This window comes from Halorubrum coriense DSM 10284 (assembly GCF_000337035.1).
Lineage (GTDB): Archaea > Halobacteriota > Halobacteria > Halobacteriales > Haloferacaceae > Halorubrum > Halorubrum coriense.
The window spans coordinates 376,685-395,499 of record NZ_AOJL01000060.1 but is presented as its reverse complement, the minus strand read 5'-3'; the positions used below and the strand labels follow the sequence as shown (position 1 = coordinate 395,499).

The following is an 18,815-nucleotide window of genomic DNA, read 5'->3' as shown; positions in this document are numbered from 1 at the left end:
CCGCCAGGGGCGGCCGCTCGCAGGCGCGCGCCGACCGCTGACATCTGTGTCGTCTACGTCTCTCGCTTAAAAACGCGCAGAAGCGCCTTCCGACGGTTTAAATCGAGCCGGGGCCCAGACTCCGGTAATGGAACCGAGTTCGCTCTCCGGGCTCCCCGCGGGCGTCGGCGAGGCGCTCGAAGCGGAGGGCGTCGCGGAGCTGTACCCGCCCCAAGAAGCGTCGGTCGACGCCGGCGTCGTCGACGGCGAGAGCCTCGTCGCGGCCGTGCCGACCGCGTCCGGCAAGACGCTGATCGCCGAGTTAGCGATGCTGTCGTCCGTCGAGCGCGGCGGCAAGGCCCTATATATCGTCCCGCTGCGCGCGCTCGCCAGCGAGAAGAAGGCCGAGTTCGAGCGCTGGGAGGAGTTCGACGTCACCGTGGGGGTCTCCACGGGCAACTACGACTCCGACGGCGAGTGGCTCGCCAGCCGCGATATCATCGTCGCCACCTCGGAGAAGGTCGACTCCCTCATCCGCAACGGCGCGCCGTGGATCGACGACCTCACCTGCGTCGTCAGCGACGAGGTCCACCTCGTCGACGACTCGCACCGCGGTCCGACCCTCGAAGTGACCCTCGCGAAGCTCCGCAAGGTGAACCCCGGCCTCCAGACGGTCGCGCTCTCGGCGACCGTCGGTAACGCGGATGTCATCGCGGACTGGCTCGACGCCGAACTCGTCGAATCCGACTGGCGACCCATCGAGCTCCACACCGGCGTCCACTTCGGCAGCGCGATCAACTTCGACGACGGGCGCCAGCGCGAGGTCCCCGTCGAGCGCGGCGAGGACCAGACCGCGAAGCTCGTCGGCGACGCCTTAGACACCGAGGAGGACGGACAGGGCGGCTCCTCGCTCGTCTTCGTCAACTCCCGGCGCAACGCCGAGTCGTCGGCTCGAAAGCTCACCGACGTGACCGGCCCGCGGCTCACCGGGGACGAGCGCGACCGCCTCCGCGAGCTGGCCGAGGAGATCCGCGGCGTCTCCGACACCGACACCTCCGAGGACCTCGCCGACGCGGTCGAGGAGGGGTCGGCGTTCCACCACGCCGGCCTCGCGAGCGAACACCGGGGCCTCGTCGAGGACGCCTTCCGCGACCGCCTGATCAAGTGCGTCTCCGCGACCCCGACGCTCGCGGCCGGCGTCAACACCCCCGCGCGCCGCGTGATCGTCCGCGACTGGCGGCGCTACGACGGGGAGTTCGGCGGGATGAAACCGCTCGACGTGCTCGAAGTCCACCAGATGTGCGGCCGCGCGGGTCGCCCCGGGCTCGACCCCTACGGCGAGGCGGTGCTGCTCGCGAACGACGCCGACACGCAAGAAGAGCTCTTCGAGCGGTACGTCTGGGCCGAGGCCGAGCCGGTCCGCTCGAAGCTCGCGGCCGAGCCCGCCCTCCGCACCCACGTCCTCGCGACGGTCGCCTCGGGCTTCGCCGCCACCCGCGACGGCCTGCTCTCCTTCCTCGACAACACCCTCTACGCCACGCAGACCGACGACGAGGGACGGCTCGCCGCGGTCACCGACACCGTCCTCGACTACCTCGAAGTCAACGGGTTCGTCGAGCGCGACCGCGACGGCGGGAGCGAGGGCCTCGCCGCGACCGGGATCGGCCACACCGTCTCGCGGCTCTACCTCGACCCGATGAGCGCGGCCGAGATCCTCGACGGGCTCCGGACCGTCGCGGACGACGGGGCGACGGGGGAGGGCGACGAGTTCGTCGCGGCCGACGAGCCGGCCCCCGACGCCGACGACGCCGGTTTCACGACGTACACCCGCGCCGGCGAGGACAACGCGGCGGACGCCACCGCCTCCGAGTCGGCGGCCGACGACGACCCCGCACCCGCGGTCACGCCGCTCGGCCTCTACCACCTCGTTAGCCGGACTCCCGACACCTACGAGCTGTACCTCAAGTCGGGCGACCGCGAGCAGTACACCGAGGTCTGCTACGAGCGCGAGGCGGAGCTGCTCGGCGACGTCCCCTCCGAGTACGAGGACGTGCGATTCGAGGACTGGCTCGCCGCGCTGAAGACGGCCCGCCTGCTGGAGGACTGGGCGAACGAGGTGGACGAAGACCGGATCGCGGAGCGGTACGGCGTGGGCCCCGGTGACATCCGCGGGAAGGTCGACACCGCCGAGTGGCTGCTTCGGGCCGCGGAGACGCTCGCGCGCGACGTCGAGGGGATCGACGGCGACACCGTCGTCCAAGTGCGCGAGGCCCGCAAGCGGCTGGAGTACGGGGTCCGCGAGGAGCTGCTCGACCTCGCGGGCGTCCGCAACGTCGGCCGGAAGCGCGCCCGCCGCCTCTACGAGGCCGGCATCGAGAGCCGCGCCGACCTCCGCGAGGCGGACAAGGCGGTCGTCCTCGGCGCGCTCCGCGGCCGCGAGCGCACCGCCGAGCGCATCTTGGAGAACGCCGGCCGCGAGGATCCCTCGCTCGACGGCGTCGACCCCGACAGCTCGGCCTCCGCGGCGGCGACCGCGGGCGCGGACGCCGACGGCGACGGCGACGGACAGGCCAGTCTGGGTGATTTCGGATGACCGACTCCGCGGCCGGCGGCGACGGGGAACCGGCGCCCGACCCCGCGGTCCGCCTCGTCGCCGGCACCTTCGCGATCGGTGACCTCGACGCGTTCCTCGCGGACCTCGACGCGACCGCCGCCGAGACCGGCGCGGTCGTCCAGGCGTTCGACGCCGGCCTCGTCGTCTCCGCGACGCAGCTCAGCGAGGCGGCGCGGCTCGCGGCGCGGGCGATCGCCCGCGGCGAGGCGGTCGCGCGCGACCCCGGCGTCGAGGTCCTGCTGTACGCGGCCGGCCGCAGGCAGATCGACCGCGCGCTCGAACTCGGGATCTCCGAGGGCGAGCGGCGCGCCGTCGTCCTCGCCGCGGACTTCGGCGCGGTCCCCGGCGTCGAGCGCTCCGCCGCCGACCTCGACGGGGCCGTCGACTCTCTCCGGTCGCTCGCGACCGACTCGACCGAGATCCCCGACGGAGAAGACCTCTCGGCCGGGGCCGACGAGGAGCGCGTCCGCGAGTTCTACGGGGTCACCGACCGCGAGCTCGCCGCGACGAACGGCGACCTCGCCGACGCCGTCCGCGAGCGGGTCGCGCTGCTGGACGTCGAGAAGTGAGCGCGCGTCCGAACGCCGCTGTCAACCCCTTCGTTTCGACTGGAAACCCCGGGACGGGGATACCTCTCGGTTCCAGTCGAAACGAGACGCGGAGAAATAGTCCATCCTGGATTCGAACCAGGGTCGTTGCCCCCAGAAGGCAACAGGATTGGCCACTACCCCAATGGACTGCGCATTTACCGATAGCCAGTACGTGTTTGTAAGCGTTGCGCGTTACGGTCGCCGTGCGATCGCTTGACGAGATCGCCCAGCGTCGGCGTCCGTCGCCGTCACGGCCGCCGCGACCGCGACGAGCGCCGCCCCGGTACGAGTCGCGTTCGGATCTCGCTCAGATCGCGTTCGTGCGCACATCGACGCGTTTTAACCGGCACAATCCGCACGAAGCTGTATGTACGTCGGACGATTCGTCGTCGTCGCGCCCGGCATCGGCGGCTACCGCGTCTCCTCGCGCTCGTTCCCGAACCGCCGCGTCCGCGACCGCGACGGAACGCTCACCGTCGGCCCGACCGCGAACGCGCCTGAGACGGACAACCCCTACGTCTCGTACAACTGCGCGCGGGCGGTCGAGACTCCCGCGGACGAGCCGCTGGCAGTCCTCGGAAACGGCTCGCACGTCGACCCGATCGCCGAGAAGCTGGAGCGCGGCTACCCCGCCCGCGACGCGCTCGCGTCGGCCCTGCTCGCGCTCGATTACGAGAAGGACGACTACGACACCCCCCGCGTCGCCGGCGTCGTCGGCGCGGAGTCGGCGACGATCGGCGCGGTCCGGCGCGACGCGCTGCTCGTCGAGGCCGTCGAGGAGCCCACCGTGGTCGCGACCTACGAGACCGACTCTCCCGAGCCGTACGACCTCACGGCGACCGACGCGGCGTCCGTCGCGACCGAACTGCTCGACGCCGACCTCGAACACCCGGTCTGCGCCGCGGGCGCGACCGTCGACGACGACGGCGTCTCGCTCGCGTTCGACAACGGCGACGACTGAGCGGCGGAAGACCGCGCGCGGGCCGCGGCTCCGGCCCGGCGGCCGCGTCGCCCGCGCGGCCGACCGCCTTTCCGCCTCCCGACGCCTTTTGCCTCCCCCGTCCGACCCACACGCATGGAGCCGATCACCGCCGCAGACTACCACGACATCGCGGTCCCGTCCGACCCCCGGATATCGCCGGACGGCGAGCGCGTCGCCTTCGTGCGCCGACAGCCGGACGACGACGACAGCTACGAGACGACGGTGTACGTCGTCGATACCGCGGGCGAGGCCGACCCCCGTCGGCTCACGCTCGCCGAGGGCTCCGACGCCGAGCCGCGCTGGAGCCCCTCCGGCGACCGCATCGCGTTCACCTCCACCCGCGGCGCGGCCGACGACCGCCAGCAGCTGTGGGTCCTCCCGCTCGACGGCGGCGAGGCCCGCCGCGTCACCGACGTGGTCGGCGGCGTCTCGTCGATCGCGTGGTCGCCCGACGGCGAGCGGATCGCGTTCGTCCAGTCCGTGACCGCCGACGACCGCGAGGCCGACCGCGACCTCGCGGTGCCGGACGACTACGAGCCCGAGGAGCACCCGGACCCCCGCGTCATCGACCGGACGGTCTACCGGGCCGCCGAGCGTCACTTCGACGGCCGCCGCCCCGGCGTGTACGTCGTCGACGCGGACGCGACCGTCGGGGGCGTCACCGACCCCGACCCGGCCGAGTCGGGCGCGGTCGGCCGGGTGACCGACCGCGACGCCGACTTCGCCGCGCCCTCGTGGGGCGACGCCAACACGCTGTACTACACCGAGGCGGTCGGTGACGACCCCGACGACTCCGTCGAGATCGCGATCCACGCCCGCGACCTCGACGCGGGCGAGGCCGAGCGCGTCCACACCACGACGGGCTGGGGTGCCGACCTCGCGGCGACCGCGGACGGCCGCGTCGCGTTCACGCACGCCGAGCCGGAGCAGGTGTCGATGCAGCCGACGGACCTCCGCGTCCTCGACGCCGAGTCGGGCGCGGTCACCGACCTCACCGGCGGTATCGACCGCGGTCTCGGCCGGGGGACGACCCCGCAGTGGGGGCCCGCCGACGAGACGCTGTACTTCGCGACGCCCGACGAGGGGAAGACGGCGCTGTGGCGCGTCCCCGCCGACGGGAGCGCGGACCCCGAGCGCCTGCTCCGTCCGGGCACCGTCTCGGGCGCGACCGTCGGGGGCGACGCCGACGCGGGGCCCGAGTCGATCACCGTCGCGTACGCCGCCAGCGAGTGGGACCACCCGGGCGACGCGTTCGCCTACGACGCCGCGACCGACGAGACGACCCGCCTGACCGAGTTGAACGCCGACTACCTCGACGAGCGCGCGGTCGCCGAGCCCGAGGAGATCCGCTTCGAGTCCGACGGCGTCGAGATTCAGGGCTGGCTGTTGACGCCGCCGGCGGACGTCGGCGACGCGGACGGCGAGTCCGCCGACGCGGACGGGCAGTACCCGCTCGCGGTCGAGATCCACGGCGGCCCGCACGCGATGTGGTCGACGGCCGGGACGATGTGGCACGAGTTCCAGACGCTCGCGGCCCGCGGCTACGCCGTCTTCTGGTCGAACCCGCGCGGCTCCACCGGCTACGGCGAGGAGTTCACCAAGGCGATCGAGCGCGACTGGGGCGCGGTCACGCTCCGCGACGTGATGGCCGGCGTCGAGACGGTCGCCGACCGCCCGGAGATCGACGACTCGAACGCGTTCGTCACCGGCGGCTCCTTCGGCGGCTTCATGACCGCGTGGGCGGTCGGCCAGACGGACTACTTCCGCGCGGCCGTCTCCCAGCGCGGCGTCTACGACCTCACCGGCTTCTACGGCTCGACCGACGCGGCCTACAAGCTCGTCGAGGGCGACTTCGATACGGTGCCCTCGGCGGAGCCGGAGTGGCTCTGGGAGCAGTCGCCGACGGGCCACGCCGACGCGGTCGACACGCCGACGCTGCTGATCCACTCCGAGGACGACACGCGCACGCCGATCTGTACGGCGGAGCTGTACCACCGACTCTTACGGAAGAACGGCGTCGACACGCGGTTCGTCAGGTACCCCCGCGAGGGCCACGAGCTCTCGCGGTCCGGCGAGCCCGCGCACGTCGTCGACCGCATCGAGCGGATCGCCCGCTGGTTCGACGGCTACTCCGAGTACCACGACGCCGAGCGCGCGCTCGACCGCCCCGAGGACGACGGGCTGAGCGCCGGGGAGGAGTCGGAGGAGTCGAAGGAATCGGAAGCGTAGTCGCCGCCGCGGGCGACGGGGTCAGCGCTCGTCCGGGTCGAACCCGTCGATGGCGTCGTGGACGTCGGCGACCCACTCGTCGAGCGCGTCGTGGAGGCGGCGCTTGGCCTCCGGCACGGGCGTCGCGGTGTACTGGTAGACGTACCCCCCGGAGTCGAGGAGGCGACGCCGCCGCTCGACGAGTCCCTTCTCCCGTAGCGTCGACAGCGAGCGGTTCACGTTCGACCGGTCCCGGTCCAGCGCGTCGGCGAGTTCGGCGACGGTGCTGCCCGGGTACTCTAACAGCGCGAGGTACGCCCGGCTCTCGTGGTCTCGCACGCCGAAGACGCAGGAGAGGACGTGCTCGAACGACGGCGAGCGGTCGCCGACGAGGTCCTCGATCTCGGGGTCGCTCATACGACTCGATTCGCGCGCGGCGACGTTAAATGTCGGTTTCCCCGACGCGAGGGCGTCACTCCCGAGACGCGTAGCCCATCTGGTCGATACAGCCCCGCATGCCCGACTCGTCGGCGTGCCGGTGGAGGTTCGTCGGCGTGTCGCAGTGGTACGTCTCCCCGTCGTACCGGAGGGCGACCTCGTGGCTCGCGCCGGCGACCTCGACGTCGAGGAGGATCCGCTGTCCGTCGTTGAGCGCGTCGATGAGTTCGTCGACGGACAGCTCTCCCGCCTCGACCCGAAGTACCTCGCTCATGGGCGTGATTCGGCGGTCGGCGAATTAAAAGCGACCGATGTGTCTCGACGGAGGCCGGCCGACGCGTCGGCGCGGTCGTCGGGTCGGCTCACGTCGTCGTCGAGTCCGGGCCGCCCTCCTCGACCGGCGGCTCGACGCCCTCGGCGGCCGCGACGTCGTCGGTCCGCTTCTCCGTCTCGACGTGCCAGCGGTCGATCTCCGACTCGTACTCGTCGAGGACCCCGGAGACCTCCGCCTTCAGCTCGTCGTCGTTGACGTTCACCTCGAAGACGAACGTCTCGCCGTCCTCGGCGCGAGCGACCTCTTGGACGTTGGCGCTGACGAGCTCGTTGTCGAAGTAGTACGGGGCCATCTGGGTCATGACGTTCCGGTAGACGGCGTCCTCCACCCGCCGGAGCGCCTTCCGGCTCGCCGAGTCGGCCGCGCGGGCGACGTGCTCGATCGACTCGCCCCAGCTCTCGCGGGCGCTCTCGGTGTCGTTCTCCTCGACCTGCTCGTAGGACTCCGTGAGCTTCTCGCCGGCCGTCTGGAGGTCGTCGCCCGGCGACTGCCCCGCGCGCTCGCCCTCGCCCTCGTCGACGGACGCCTGCGCCGCGGTCTTCTCCGAGACGTCCTCGTCGATGCGCTCGTGGGTCTTGGGACGCCACTCGTCGAACTCGTAGTAGGCGTCCTCGTCGACGCCGACCTCGCGGAGCGCCAGCGAGATTCGCTCTCCGTGTTCGACGACGTCGCCCCAGTCGCCGCGCACCTTGAAACCGGAGATGCTCTCTTCCATCGGTTGCTCCCGCTACGGCACGGAGGCGTATAAGTCTCCCCGAACTGACGTGAGTCGCCGACCCCGTCTGCCGGGCTCGACACCGCCATCGGTTCGCCGAGCGCGACCCGGCCCGGAGACCCCGGCCGACGCCTACTCGCCGTACGCGATCCGGCGCGCGACCGCGTCGAGCCGCTCTTTGAGGTCACCGAGGTAGCCGGCCGGCGACGCGCGGCGGACGGCGGACTCGTCGACCTCGATCCGCTCGCCCCGGAACGGGTCGCGCTCGGCGTGCTCCTCGGGGGACTGGTCTTCCGCCACCGCTCCCACCACCGTCGACATCGAGCAGCGACCGCAGGCCTCGGCCTCGACCGCGCCGTCCGCTTCGTCTCCCTCGTCTGTCATGGTTCCTCACGACATACAACGTGGTCCTTCCGGTTAAAACTCCGCCTCGCAAAAGGCCTCGTGTTCAGATAAGCTGATTCCATGCGAAAGCGAACGATCTCAGCCACTCGTCAGCAGTTTCTGCTTTGGCGTTGCTGAAACAGTTTGAGAAACTGGTAGTTCTGCGTTTTAGTTCACGAAATATACGTTCGACGCTGTTCCGATTTCCATGTCGTTCGCATCTAAAATCGAGGCCGTGTTTTTCACATGCTCGGTGAAGTGGAACCGCACCATCAACGAGAAAGATCGCGTCGTCCACGTCGTGTTTGTCGCGGAGTTCCGCGAAAAACTGATCCGCGATCACGTTCGTTCTTGTCGGTTCAAGCTTCGTGTGGAGCAAATTGTTTGAGTCAGGATCGACGGCGGCGTACAGCCAATACTGTTCATCGTCAAGCTGAATCACAGTTTCATCGACCGCAATGTGATTCGGGCTGCGACCAGATTCCGGCTGTAGCTCGGCCTTGTGAACCCAGTTGTGAACAGTGGATCGAACCCGATCAACACCAAACACCTCAAGAAATGAAACAGTATTCGAAAGCGATAATCCAGCAAGGTGGAGCTGAATACTGAGCTTCATCAACAACTTCGGTGTTGCCTCTCGCTCCACAAACTCTAAGTTGATATCGTCTAAACAGCCGCTGAGGCGGTCGTTTTCGGGCATGAATCACTTTGAAAACGCACCGCCTCACCTTTCAAACCTTATCTGAACACCGTCGCAAAAGGGCCGCCTCAAGCATGCTCGCGCCCGTGCCGGACTGTCGGGCTCGCTCCGTCGTCGCCCCGCGTGGGGTTCGACGCTCGGGGACCGTCCGCTCCCGACGCCCTTTTTAGCCGCTCCGTGGAATGTGTTCCCATGGGATATCGTGTCGTCGACGTCGACTCGGTCGACCCGGAGCCGGACCGGCCCTGCGAGTGTCGGAAGCTGTCCGACCCCGGCGGGCTCGACGCCGCGGCGATCAACCGGTTCAGGGCCGCGCCGGGCGAGCAGCTCCCACTCGCCTACCACGCCCACGAGACGCAGGAGGAGGCGTTCTACGTCCTCGACGGGACGCTCGCGGTCGAGACCCCCGACCGCACCTACGAGGTCCCGGCCGACGACCTGTTCGTCGTCGACCCCGGCAGCCCGCAGCGGGCGTACAACCCGGCGGACGCCGACGAGCCGGTGACGGTGCTGGCGATCGGCGCGCCGCCGGTCTCCGGCGACGCCGTCCCGTACGACCCCGACGATGAGTGAGAACGCGACGCCGGGCGAGGGGGAGCGCCGGAACCCGGAGGAGCTACCGGCGGAGATCCGCGAGGCCGTCCCCGACTACGACGACGAGTACCTCGACCGCGTCTCCGACCGGCTGATGTACAGCTACGACCTCGACCGCGACGTCGCCGTCGACGGCGAGCGGTTCGAGATGACCGCGGAGATGCGGGTGCGGAACCAGAAGCAGTTCCTCCACCCGGCCCTGAGCTACGCGGACCACGACATGCGGGAGTTCGTGTACGTCCGTCGGGTGTCGACCCCGAGCGTCGGAGAGCTGGAGCGCCTCGTCGAGTTCGCGCACGGCGTCGCCGACGACCGCGTCGACGGACACGAGGAACACTACGGGACGGACGTCACCGTCGCGGTCGTCGCCGACCGCATCCCGGACGACGTCGCCGACTTCGTCGCCGGGTTCCGCGACCGCACGCTGCTGAAGTTCGGCTACTACGGCCACTACGAGGTGAACCTCGTCGCGGTCGCCCCCGACCGCGAGGCGCTCGTCGCCAGCGAGAACGCCGACGCCGCCGCCGCGTTCCGGCTGTGGGAGCGGGTCGACCAGCCGGACGAGGGGTTCTTCTCGCGGTTCGCGAAGCGCTTCTGGCGCTGAGCGTCACCGGTCGTTTCGAAAAAGCCGCGTCGAACCGGGGTCAGTCGTCGCTCGGTTCGGCCGTCGCGCCGCTGCCGCCCCGCACGGTCGTGATGTTGTCGTAGCCGATCCGCACCAGCGACAGCGCCAGGTAGATGAGGACGAACGCGAGCCCCATCTGGACCACCGCCGATATCTGTCCGCTGAGCCCGGCCACGTTCCCGAGGATGAGCTTCTGGTAGAGGTTGTCCCACAGCGCCACCCACGACAGCCCGAGGACGGTTATCGTCACCATGATCGTCATCGGGACGCCGGTGGAGGCGAGCTGTTTGGACTCGTCCCAGTTCGCGAGCCAGACGGTGCCGGCGAGCAGCGCCAACGCCGCGAGGAGCTGGTTCGCACCGCCGAACAGCGCCCACAGCGTCACCCACTCGCCGGAGATGACGAGCAGGTACGCGACGAGCGACTGGACGGCCGGGTTCGTGTACCGGCCCTTGGCGACGCTGCCGAGGTCGGCGGAGAAGCCTGTCGTCGTTCCGCTCCCGGTCGTCCCGACGATCTCCTCCATCATGTACCGCCCGAGCCGCGCCGCGGTGTCGGTCGAGGTGAGCAGGAAGCTCACCAGGACGAGCGCCATGAACGGCGCGCCGAAGCTCTGCGGGATCCCGAGGCTGGTGAGGATGATCCCGCCGCCGGTCGCGAAGTTCGGCAGCGCACCCCCGATGCCGCCGCCCGCGGCCGCGGTGGTCGCCCCGGCCACGGCGAGCGTCGAGATGGCGACGGACGCGAGCAGCCCCTCGCCGAGCATGCCGCCGTAGCCGATGAGGCGGGCGTCGCTCTCCTTGTTCAGCTGTTTCGCCGTCGTCCCCGACGACACCAGCGAGTGGAACCCGCTGATCGTCCCGCAGGCGATGGTGACGAACAGCAGCGGGAACAGCGGCGTGATCCCGCGCTCCCCGATCGCCAGGTCGCTGCCGAAGAAGCCCATGTACGCGCCGATCGAGGGATCGACGGTCAGCGGCTGGGCCGAGGTGCCGAGGAGCGTCCCGACGATGATCGCGAGCAGCGCGCCGCCGACCCCCGAGTAGAGGAGGAACGACGACAGGTAGTCGCGGGGCTGGAGCAGCACCCACACCGGGAGCGCGCTCGCCAGCGACGCGTAGACGAGGATGACCGGCACCCACGCCGCGACGTTCGGCTGGAGGATGGCGTCCGCGCTCACCACCGCGCCGGGCAGCCACGCGCCGTTCCCGAGGAACTCCAAGAGGACGATGGTCCCCGCGGGGTACGCGCCGGTCTCCACGGCCGGGAACAGCGCCATTGGGTACTGGATACCGAGCCAGACGCCCGCGAACACGCCCGCGACGAACACTACCGTCCCCGGGAGGAACGGGCCGTCGAGCTGGTACAGGTAGACGCCGAACCCGAACGCCAGCGCGATGTACACGAGGCTCGCCGTCGCGGCCGAGGGGAACGCGTTCAACACGATACCGACGACGAGCGCGAACACCGCCACCACGAGGATGATGGTGAGGAACGCGAACCACAGCAGCATGTCCTTGCCGCGCTCGCCGACGTACTCGCCGATGATGTAGCCGATCGACTTCCCCTCGTGTCGCATCGACCCCGACAGCGAGATGAAGTCGTGGACCGCGCCCATCAGCGGGTTGCCGATGGCGACCCACAGCAGCGCCGGCACCCAGCCCCAGATGGCCCCCGCGGTGATCGGTCCGACGATCGGCGCGCCGCCCGCGATACTCGAGAAGTGATGCCCCAACAGCACCGGCTTCTTCGCCGGTACGTACTCTTGGCCGTCCTCGTACTTGTGTGCCGGCGTCTCCCGTTCGTCGTCGAGGTCGACGAACCGAGAGAGGTACCGCGAGTACCCCACGTAGCCCACGGTGAACGTACTGAGCACGGCGACGACGATCCAGATTACACTTGTCATAGGGTCCCTGCCTCGTGGTATCGATTCACTATGTTCAACTTAAACGTTATCTTCGTTCATGATGATCTCCGATTTCGCTCGATAGAGAGACCGTACTCACCGTCGAAACGAACTTAATTTTTCTGATGGACCGGTAAAATTCGCGCCAAACGGCCGCCGACCCGCCTCGCGCGCACCCGGACGCGGTCGCACATCCCCACCACCCGCGGTTCCGGTCGTCGCTGTGCGCGGTTCCGGCCCGCGGCCCGCAGCCGCGCGCTCGGCTCCGAGGAACCTACGGCTCCACGTCGAGCGACGCGGCCACGTCGGCGAGCACGTCGCCGCGGACCTCCGTGGTTCGGGACTCGATCTCGGCGACGAGCGGCGGGTCGAACTCGTCGCGGACCTGCGCGAGCCGGTCGCGCTCGGTCGCGACCTTCTCGCGGAGGTAGCGAGCCCCCTTCCCGGCCTCGTCGTCGTCGGGGAGCGGCGTGAGCTTGTTCGCCACGAGCCCGCGGACGCGCAGGTCGCGCTCGGTGAACCCCTCGATGGCGCGCGCCGTCTCGTTGACCGACAGCTGGTCGGGGTTGAACACGAGGAAGAAGGCGGCGTCGGACCGCATCGTCTCCCCGGCGTACTCGAAGAACTCCTTGCGCTCCTGGAGCCGCTCGATCACGGGGTCGCCCTCCAGCAGGCGTCGCGGCTCCATGTCGCCGATCGCGGCCTTCTCGAACAGGTCGATCGACTGCTTCCGCTTGTACAGCAGCCGGTCGATCCAGTCGCCGAGGAACTCCGGCAGCCCGAGCAGCCGCAGCGTCGACCCCGTGGGCGCGGTGTCGAACACGACCCGGTCGTACGGCTCGCTCTCCGACCGCATCACGTCGACGAACGCGTCGAAGAGCGCGGACTCGTACGCGCCGGGCGTCCCGTGGGACATCTCCAGCTGGCGGTTGATCTCCGACACCATCGCCGCCGACACCTGCTCAGAGAGCGACTCGCGGATCTCGTCGAGGTGGCGCTGCATCTCGTCTTCGGGGTCGATCTCCAGCGCGTCGAGCCCATCGACGCCCGCGACCGACTCGGGCTCGTCCCCGAACCGCTGGTCGAACACGTCCGACACCGAGTGGGCCGGGTCGGTCGAGACGACGAGCGTTCGGAGACCGTCGCGCGCGCAGCGGTGGGCGTACGCGCACGAGACGGTGGTCTTCCCGACCCCGCCCTTGCCGCCGAAGAAGACGAACCGCTCCATCACTCGGGGCGTGAGGTGCGGTCCGTCATCAGAAGTGGTACTGCTGGCCCTTCCGCTCGATGAGGCTCTCGCGGTCCCACAGCCGCCGCTCCCACGCTTCGAACTCGTCTTCGAGGTAGGGGAGCAGCTCGGCGGTGTAGTACGAGACCGGCGAGGGGATACCGAACGCGTCGGGGAAGCACGCGAGCAGGAACTCGTCTTCGGTGTCCTCCGCTTCCTTCTCGATCTTCTCGTAGGCCGGGTGCGTGACCATCCCGTGGTACAGGCCCCGGACCCACTCCTCGAGGACCGCCCGAAACCTCTCGATCCGGTCGGCTACTGTCATCATCTCTCATGACACTCCTCCCGTGTTAAAACTTGTCGCGGTCCGGTCGCCGCTGTCCGCGGCGCGGCCTCCCTCTCGGTTCGCGGGGCCTCAGGCGGAGCGTCCGTCGGAGAGTTCGCCCGCGGCGTCGTCGGCGTCGGCGTCCTCGGCGTCGTCGATTTCGGGACGGTCCTCGTCGCCGGGGCTCGGCGAGTGGATGTCGCTGTCGAGCGATCCCCAGACGAGGTACAGCATCGCGGCGATCATCAGCACGGTCACCGTGACGCTGACCAGCGACACGGCGGAGGCGGACAGAACCATGGCGCGAGTTCGACGACCCCGGCGTATCAACGTATCGGCTCGGGACGACGGGCGTCCGGGTCGTTCGTCCCCGGCCCGCGTCGGCGTCGCCGCGAGCGCCGGGGCGTTGAAGTCGCTCCCCGAACACCCACGCCCATGGACGACCGGATCCCGGTCACCGTGCTCTCGGGGAGCCTCGGAGCCGGCAAGACGACGCTCCTGAACCACCTCCTCCGGAACGCCGGCGACCGCGATATCGCCGTGCTCGTCAACGACATGGGGGACGTGAACGTCGACGCGGACCTGATCGCCGAGGAGTCGGCGGTCGACGTCGAGGGCGTCACGGAGCTGTCGAACGGCTGTATCTGCTGCGAGCTTCAGGACGACCTCGAGAGCGCCGTGGTGCGGCTCGCGAACGAGCGCTCGTTCGACGCGCTGGTCGTCGAGTCGTCGGGGATATCCGAGCCCGCCCCGGTCGCCCGGCTGTTCACGACCGAGTCGCGCGCGGCGGCGCGGTACCGGGTCGACGCCCTCGTGACCGTCGTCGACACCCGGCAGTTCCTCGACGCCTTCGGCGGGGAGTCGACACCCGAGCGACGCGGTGCGCCCGGCGACGCGGACCGGCCGCTCTCGGACCTCCTCGTCGAGCAGATCGAGGTGTCGAACCTCGTCGTCTGTAACAAGGCGGACCTCTGTACCGACGCCGAGGTCGACGAGGCGACCGCGCTCGTCGGCGCGCTCCAGCCCGACGCGGAGACGGTCGTCACGGAGTTCTCCGCGGTCGACCCCGACCGCCTCCTCGGCGTCGGCCTGTTCGACGCGGGCGAACTCGGCGACCTCCCCGGCTGGAAGCGCGCGCTCGACGAAGACCGTGGTCACGGCCACAGCGACGACGACGAACGGGACGACCACGACGGTGACGACCACGGCCACCGCCATCCGGAGGCCGAGTACGGCGTCGACTCCTTCACCTACCGCCGGCGGCGGCCGTTCCACCCCGACCGGATCGCGGCCGTCCTCCGCGACCTCCCCCCGGACGTGGTCCGGTCGAAGGGGACGCTGTGGGTCGCGGGCACCGACCAGCGCCAGCAGGTCGGGCAGGCGGCGCGGTCGGTCCGCGTCACCGCGCTCGGCCCGTGGATCGCCGGGCTCCCGTCGGTCGAGCGCGACATGCTTCGCTCCAATCGCCCGAACCTCGACTGGGACGCCGAGCGCGGCGACCGGCTGACCGAGTACGTCGTCATCGGCACCCGCGTCGACGAGGACGCCCTCGCCTCGCGGCTCGACGACGCGCTCGTCACCGACGCCGAAGTCGCGGAGCTCGGCGACCCGGGGATCGGCGACGACCCCGCCGACGCCGACCCCGCCCCGTTTCCGACCGAGCAGGGCGACGAGGTCGCGCTCCGAGAGCCGTAGTCCGTCGGCCCGACCGGGATCGGCCGGTTCGGCGGGCGCAGCCGTCTCCCGCCGGCCGGGTCAGCAGGCGCAGCCGCCGCCGGTCGCGCGCTCGAACCGCATCGCGTCGCCGCAGTCGGGACACGTCGGCGTCCCCTCCGCGTCGCGGTCGAGCCCCTCGTCGTCGACGTCGACGTCGCGGACGCGGACGCCGCAGTCGTCGCACCAGTACGCCCCCTCGGAGCCGTCGTCGCCGGCGGCCCCCGGTGCCGTCCCCGTCGACCCCGCCAGCGCGTCGGTCACCGTCTCGAAGATGCCCATATAATAACTATTCGCATCGTTCCTGTTAGTTCCCCGGTGTCGTGCGAGCCGTTCGCACAGGTGACCCGCGGAGGTCGCCGGTCCGCGCCCCCGACGCCTCGTCACAGCAGCGGCAGCGTGAGCGCGAGGAAGGCGAGCCCCAGCCCGATCCCCGCGTACAGCAGTCGCTCGAACCGCGGGCCGGAGGGGAGCGGTCCGGCGTCGACCGGCGGCGCGCACCGGACGAGCTGCCGGTACGCCACCCACGCCGCGACGCCGAACGCGGCCGCCGAGAGGACCAGCGCGACAGACAGCGACAGCCCGTAGGCGAGCCCGTACAGCGGCCCGAACGAGAAGACCAGCGCGAACGCGAGCCCCGTCGTCACGAGGAAGGGGACCGCGTCGACGGACTCCCCGCGTCGGTTGCGGAGGCGGACCGGGTCGACCATGGGCGCCGTACGACCCGGACGGACAAGAGCTAAGTGGCGCACAGCCGCGAGTCGGCGTATGAGCGCCGACGGTGACGCGGGCGACGAGGGCGGGATCCGCGAGGGCGTCGAGCGCTCCTCGGGCGACCCCAAGGTGCTGCTCGTCATGAACGCCGTGCTCTCGGCGTGGTTCGCCTGGATGATCGTCTGGGGGCTCGACTTCGTTGGGACGGCGACGCTGTCGCTCCGGAACGTCGCGACGCTCGCCGTGATCCTCTTCGCGGTGACGTACGTCGTCGCGCTCCGCTAGGCCCCTCGCGGGGGCGGTCGCCCCCCGGACGCGACCCGGCGAGCGCCCGATTTGCCACGTTTTAAGACCGTTCCGGGCGCGGTTCCGAACGATGACGATCGAAGACCGAGACGACGCGTACCTCATCACGCACGCGCTGGCGACGGACACCCTCTCGCGGCTGCGCGACGTCGACACCGAGCAGGTCGCGTTCCGCAAGGGACTGGTGAAGCTCGGCCGCATCTGCGGCTACGAGATCATCGACGGCGCGATGGAGACCGAGTACGTCCCGGTCGAGACCCCGCTCGCGGAGACCACCGGCGAGCGCGTGAAGGGCCTCGACGACGTGGTGATCATCAACGTCCTCCGCGCAGCCACGCCCTTCGTCGAGGGGCTCCTGAAGGCGTTCCCCCGCGCGAAGCAGGGCGTCATCTCCGCCGGCCGCGACGAGGCGGCCGGGATGACCGAGGACGGCGAGTTCCCGATCACTATCGACTACGTGAAGCTCCCCGAGATCCGGCCGGACGACACCGTCATCGTCGCGGACCCGATGCTCGCGACCGGGTCGACGATGGCCGCCGTCCTCGACCACGTCCTCGACGAGGCCGACGACTTCGAGGACCTGTTCGTCCTCTCCGCGGTCTCCGCGCCCGCCGGCCTCGTCCGCGTGAGCGAGGCTGTCCCCGAGGCGGACCTGCTGACGGTCGCCATCGACGACCGCCTCGACGACGACGGGTTCATCGTCCCCGGCCTCGGCGACGCCGGCGACCGAGCGTTCCGGACGGTCTGACGCCGTCCCGTCGCCCCCGCCGCCGTTCCCCGGTCCGCCGACGTACTTTTAAGAGCTGCCGCCGCGACCGGTAGGACATGAGCGACGCGCCGACGACCGAGCCCTGCGACGCCTGCGGCGACCCCACCACGGACGCGCTCGCGCGCACCGTCCGGCTGAGCGTCGACCGGGCGAACATCGACACCCAGCGGCTCTGCCCCGACTGCTTCGCCGACTGGATCCAGCGCTATCAGGACCGCCTCGGCTCCGGCGACGACGGGGGCGACGAGAGCTCCGAGATCATCGTCGACTGAGGCCGAACGCGTTCGCTTCGGGCGGCAACGTCCGTTCCGACCGCCCGTCTTAAGCCCCGTCGGTACCGACGCCGACGTAATGGATTTTGCCATCGACGCCGCGGCCCCGGCGGTGCCCGACTGCGCCGACGACGGGACGTGGCTCGCGTGTATCGCGTGCGACGAGACGTTCGCCCCGTTCGAGGCGGTCCGGTACACCTGCGACGAGTGCGACGGTCTCCTCGAAGTCCGGTACGCCGACCCGCCGACGTTCGACGAGTTCGGGTCGGGCGCGTCCACGGACGGCCCCGACCGCGGCGTCTGGCGCTACCGCGAGGGGCTCCCCTTCGACCTCGGCGTCACGCTGCCCGAGGGCGACACCCCGCTCCACCGCGTCCCACGCATCGAGGAGGCGGTCGGCGTCGACGCGCTCCGGTTCAAACACGAGGGGATGAACCCCACCGGCTCGTTCAAAGACCGTGGGATGACCGTCGGCGTCCGGGTCGCGAAAGAGCTGGGCGTCGGCGCGCTCGCGTGCGCCTCCACCGGGAACACCTCGGCCGCGCTCGCGGCCTACGGCGGCCGCGGCGGGATGCAGACGCTCGTCCTCCTCCCGGAGGGGAAGGTCGCCGCCGGGAAGATCGCGCAGGCGAGCCTCCACGGCGCGCGCATCTTAGAGGTCGACGGCAACTTCGACGCGTGCCTCGACATCGTTCAGGAGCTGGCCGCCCGCGGCGAGGCGTACCTGCTCAACTCGCTGAACCCGTTCCGGCTGGAGGGCCAGAAGACGATCGGCTTCGAGATCTTAGAGGAGTTCTACGCCGACTACGGCGTCTTCCCGGACCGCATCGTCCTCCCCGTCGGCAACGCCGGGAACACCTCGGCGCTTTATAAGGGGTTCCGCGAGCTCGTCCAGTCGGGCGCACTCGATCCCGACGAGGTCCCCAAGCTCACCGGCGTCCAGGCGGAGGGCGCCGCGCCGATGGTCGAGGCGGTCGAGGAGGGGAACGACGAGATCCGACGCTGGGAGGACGTCGAGACGCGCGCGACCGCGATCCGCATCGGCAACCCCGTCAACGCGCCGAAGGCGCTCCCCGGCATCCGCAACACCGGCGGGACCGCCGTCGCCGTGAGCGACCCGGAGATCACCGCCGCGCAGCGCCACCTCGCAAGCGAGGGCGTCGGCGTCGAGCCCGCCTCCGCCGCGAGCCTCGCGGGCCTCAAGAAGCTCCGCCGCGAGGGCGTCGTCGACGACGACGAGCGGGTGGTCTGCCTGACGACCGGCCACCTCCTCAAGGACCCCGACGCCGCCTACGAGGCCGGCGGCGACCCCGAACCGGTCCCGAACGACGCCGACGCAGTCGTCGACCACCTCCACGACTGATCGGTCGACGCGGCCGATCGGTGCGGCCGCGGACGCCACTCGATCCGCACCGTTCT

22 protein-coding genes are annotated in these 18,815 nt (G+C 70.4%); 11 read left to right on the top strand and 11 right to left on the bottom strand.

The genetic code is table 11. The features are described from left to right. The first annotated feature begins 127 nt into the window (after window positions 1-127). The 4 genes from C464_RS15465 to C464_RS15445 all read left to right on the top strand — a co-directional run bounded on the left by C464_RS15465 (window position 128) and on the right by C464_RS15445 (window position 6,394). Window positions 128-2,572 carry an ATP-dependent DNA helicase gene (locus C464_RS15465; RefSeq protein ID WP_006114702.1) on the top strand — a complete coding sequence of 815 codons (2,445 nt, stop codon included), beginning with the start codon at window positions 128-130 and terminating at the stop codon, window positions 2,570-2,572. Next, on the top strand, window positions 2,569-3,162 hold the full coding sequence (cgi121, locus tag C464_RS15460) for a KEOPS complex subunit Cgi121 (RefSeq protein ID WP_006114701.1): 594 nt from the start codon (window positions 2,569-2,571) through the stop codon (window positions 3,160-3,162). The genes C464_RS15465 and cgi121 overlap by 4 nt, the downstream gene beginning before the upstream one ends. Before the next feature lie 388 nt (window positions 3,163-3,550). Further along, window positions 3,551-4,144, top strand: a complete 594-nt coding sequence (locus C464_RS15450) for an IMP cyclohydrolase (RefSeq protein WP_006114700.1) — start codon at window positions 3,551-3,553, stop codon at window positions 4,142-4,144. Window positions 4,145-4,258: 114 nt separating this feature from the next. Next, window positions 4,259-6,394, top strand: a complete 2,136-nt coding sequence (locus C464_RS15445) for a S9 family peptidase (RefSeq protein WP_006114699.1) — start codon at window positions 4,259-4,261, stop codon at window positions 6,392-6,394. 21 nt (window positions 6,395-6,415) lie between these two features. On the opposite strand, the gene C464_RS15440 is transcribed toward C464_RS15445, so the two are convergent. The 5 genes from C464_RS15440 to C464_RS17675 all read right to left on the bottom strand — a co-directional run bounded on the left by C464_RS15440 (window position 6,416) and on the right by C464_RS17675 (window position 8,944). Beyond that, on the bottom strand, window positions 6,416-6,790 hold the full coding sequence (locus tag C464_RS15440) for a helix-turn-helix domain-containing protein (protein ID WP_006114698.1): 375 nt from the start codon (window positions 6,788-6,790) through the stop codon (window positions 6,416-6,418). A gap of 55 nt (window positions 6,791-6,845) precedes the next feature. Beyond that, window positions 6,846-7,085, bottom strand: coding sequence for a hypothetical protein (locus C464_RS15435; protein WP_006114697.1), 240 nt, complete (start codon window positions 7,083-7,085; stop codon window positions 6,846-6,848). A gap of 88 nt (window positions 7,086-7,173) precedes the next feature. Then, window positions 7,174-7,860, bottom strand: a complete 687-nt coding sequence (locus tag C464_RS15430) for a DUF5828 family protein (protein ID WP_006114696.1) — start codon at window positions 7,858-7,860, stop codon at window positions 7,174-7,176. 132 nt (window positions 7,861-7,992) lie between these two features. Further along, window positions 7,993-8,244, bottom strand: a complete 252-nt coding sequence (locus tag C464_RS15425) for a hypothetical protein (RefSeq protein ID WP_006114695.1) — start codon at window positions 8,242-8,244, stop codon at window positions 7,993-7,995. A gap of 64 nt (window positions 8,245-8,308) precedes the next feature. Then, entirely contained in the window at window positions 8,309-8,944 is a 636-nt protein-coding gene (locus C464_RS17675; protein ID WP_006114694.1) for an IS6 family transposase, read from the bottom strand. 192 nt (window positions 8,945-9,136) lie between these two features. On the opposite strand from C464_RS17675, the gene C464_RS15415 reads away from it, so the two are divergent. Both C464_RS15415 and C464_RS15410 read left to right on the top strand, forming a co-directional pair. After that, window positions 9,137-9,517, top strand: coding sequence for a cupin domain-containing protein (locus C464_RS15415; RefSeq protein WP_006114693.1), 381 nt, complete (start codon window positions 9,137-9,139; stop codon window positions 9,515-9,517). Continuing rightward, window positions 9,510-10,142: a hypothetical protein gene (locus C464_RS15410; RefSeq protein ID WP_006114692.1), complete on the top strand. Its 633-nt coding sequence runs from the start codon at window positions 9,510-9,512 to the stop codon at window positions 10,140-10,142. Before C464_RS15415 ends, C464_RS15410 begins: the two co-directional genes overlap by 8 nt. Before the next feature lie 40 nt (window positions 10,143-10,182). Here the strand turns inward: C464_RS15410 and C464_RS15405 are convergent, their stop codons facing one another. The 4 genes from C464_RS15405 to C464_RS15390 form a co-directional block, all read right to left on the bottom strand. Beyond that, window positions 10,183-12,069: a carbon starvation CstA family protein gene (locus C464_RS15405; RefSeq protein ID WP_006114691.1), complete on the bottom strand. Its 1,887-nt coding sequence runs from the start codon at window positions 12,067-12,069 to the stop codon at window positions 10,183-10,185. Between the two features lie 274 nt (window positions 12,070-12,343). Next, entirely contained in the window at window positions 12,344-13,297 is a 954-nt protein-coding gene (locus tag C464_RS15400; protein WP_006114690.1) for an ArsA family ATPase, read from the bottom strand. A 28-nt stretch (window positions 13,298-13,325) separates the two neighbouring features. After that, window positions 13,326-13,622, bottom strand: coding sequence for a hypothetical protein (locus tag C464_RS15395; RefSeq protein WP_006114689.1), 297 nt, complete (start codon window positions 13,620-13,622; stop codon window positions 13,326-13,328). A 90-nt stretch (window positions 13,623-13,712) separates the two neighbouring features. Continuing rightward, window positions 13,713-13,922, bottom strand: coding sequence for a hypothetical protein (locus C464_RS15390; RefSeq protein ID WP_006114688.1), 210 nt, complete (start codon window positions 13,920-13,922; stop codon window positions 13,713-13,715). A gap of 135 nt (window positions 13,923-14,057) precedes the next feature. Between C464_RS15390 and C464_RS15385 the strand changes: the two genes are divergently transcribed. Continuing rightward, the gene (locus tag C464_RS15385) at window positions 14,058-15,317 is read left to right on the top strand and encodes a CobW family GTP-binding protein (RefSeq protein ID WP_006114687.1); all 1,260 of its coding nucleotides are present in this window, start codon (window positions 14,058-14,060) and stop codon (window positions 15,315-15,317) included. Between the two features lie 60 nt (window positions 15,318-15,377). On the opposite strand, the gene C464_RS15380 is transcribed toward C464_RS15385, so the two are convergent. Further along, window positions 15,378-15,617, bottom strand: coding sequence for a hypothetical protein (locus C464_RS15380; RefSeq protein WP_006114686.1), 240 nt, complete (start codon window positions 15,615-15,617; stop codon window positions 15,378-15,380). Window positions 15,618-15,718: 101 nt separating this feature from the next. Continuing rightward, window positions 15,719-16,045 carry a CopD family protein gene (locus C464_RS15375; RefSeq protein WP_006114685.1) on the bottom strand — a complete coding sequence of 109 codons (327 nt, stop codon included), beginning with the start codon at window positions 16,043-16,045 and terminating at the stop codon, window positions 15,719-15,721. Window positions 16,046-16,103: 58 nt separating this feature from the next. On the opposite strand from C464_RS15375, the gene C464_RS15370 reads away from it, so the two are divergent. The 4 genes from C464_RS15370 (at window position 16,104) to thrC (ending at window position 18,759) form a co-directional block, all read left to right on the top strand. Further along, window positions 16,104-16,334 (top strand): hypothetical protein, encoded by a 231-nt coding sequence (locus C464_RS15370; RefSeq protein ID WP_006114684.1) that lies wholly within the window; start codon window positions 16,104-16,106, stop codon window positions 16,332-16,334. A gap of 91 nt (window positions 16,335-16,425) precedes the next feature. Beyond that, complete coding sequence (upp, locus tag C464_RS15365) at window positions 16,426-17,103, top strand: uracil phosphoribosyltransferase (protein ID WP_006114683.1); 678 nt, start codon at window positions 16,426-16,428, stop codon at window positions 17,101-17,103. Window positions 17,104-17,180: 77 nt separating this feature from the next. Further along, the gene (locus tag C464_RS15360) at window positions 17,181-17,396 is read left to right on the top strand and encodes a DUF7569 family protein (RefSeq protein WP_006114682.1); all 216 of its coding nucleotides are present in this window, start codon (window positions 17,181-17,183) and stop codon (window positions 17,394-17,396) included. A 79-nt stretch (window positions 17,397-17,475) separates the two neighbouring features. Further along, entirely contained in the window at window positions 17,476-18,759 is a 1,284-nt protein-coding gene (thrC, locus tag C464_RS15355) for a threonine synthase (protein WP_006114681.1), read from the top strand. Window positions 18,760-18,815: the final 56 nt, after the last annotated feature.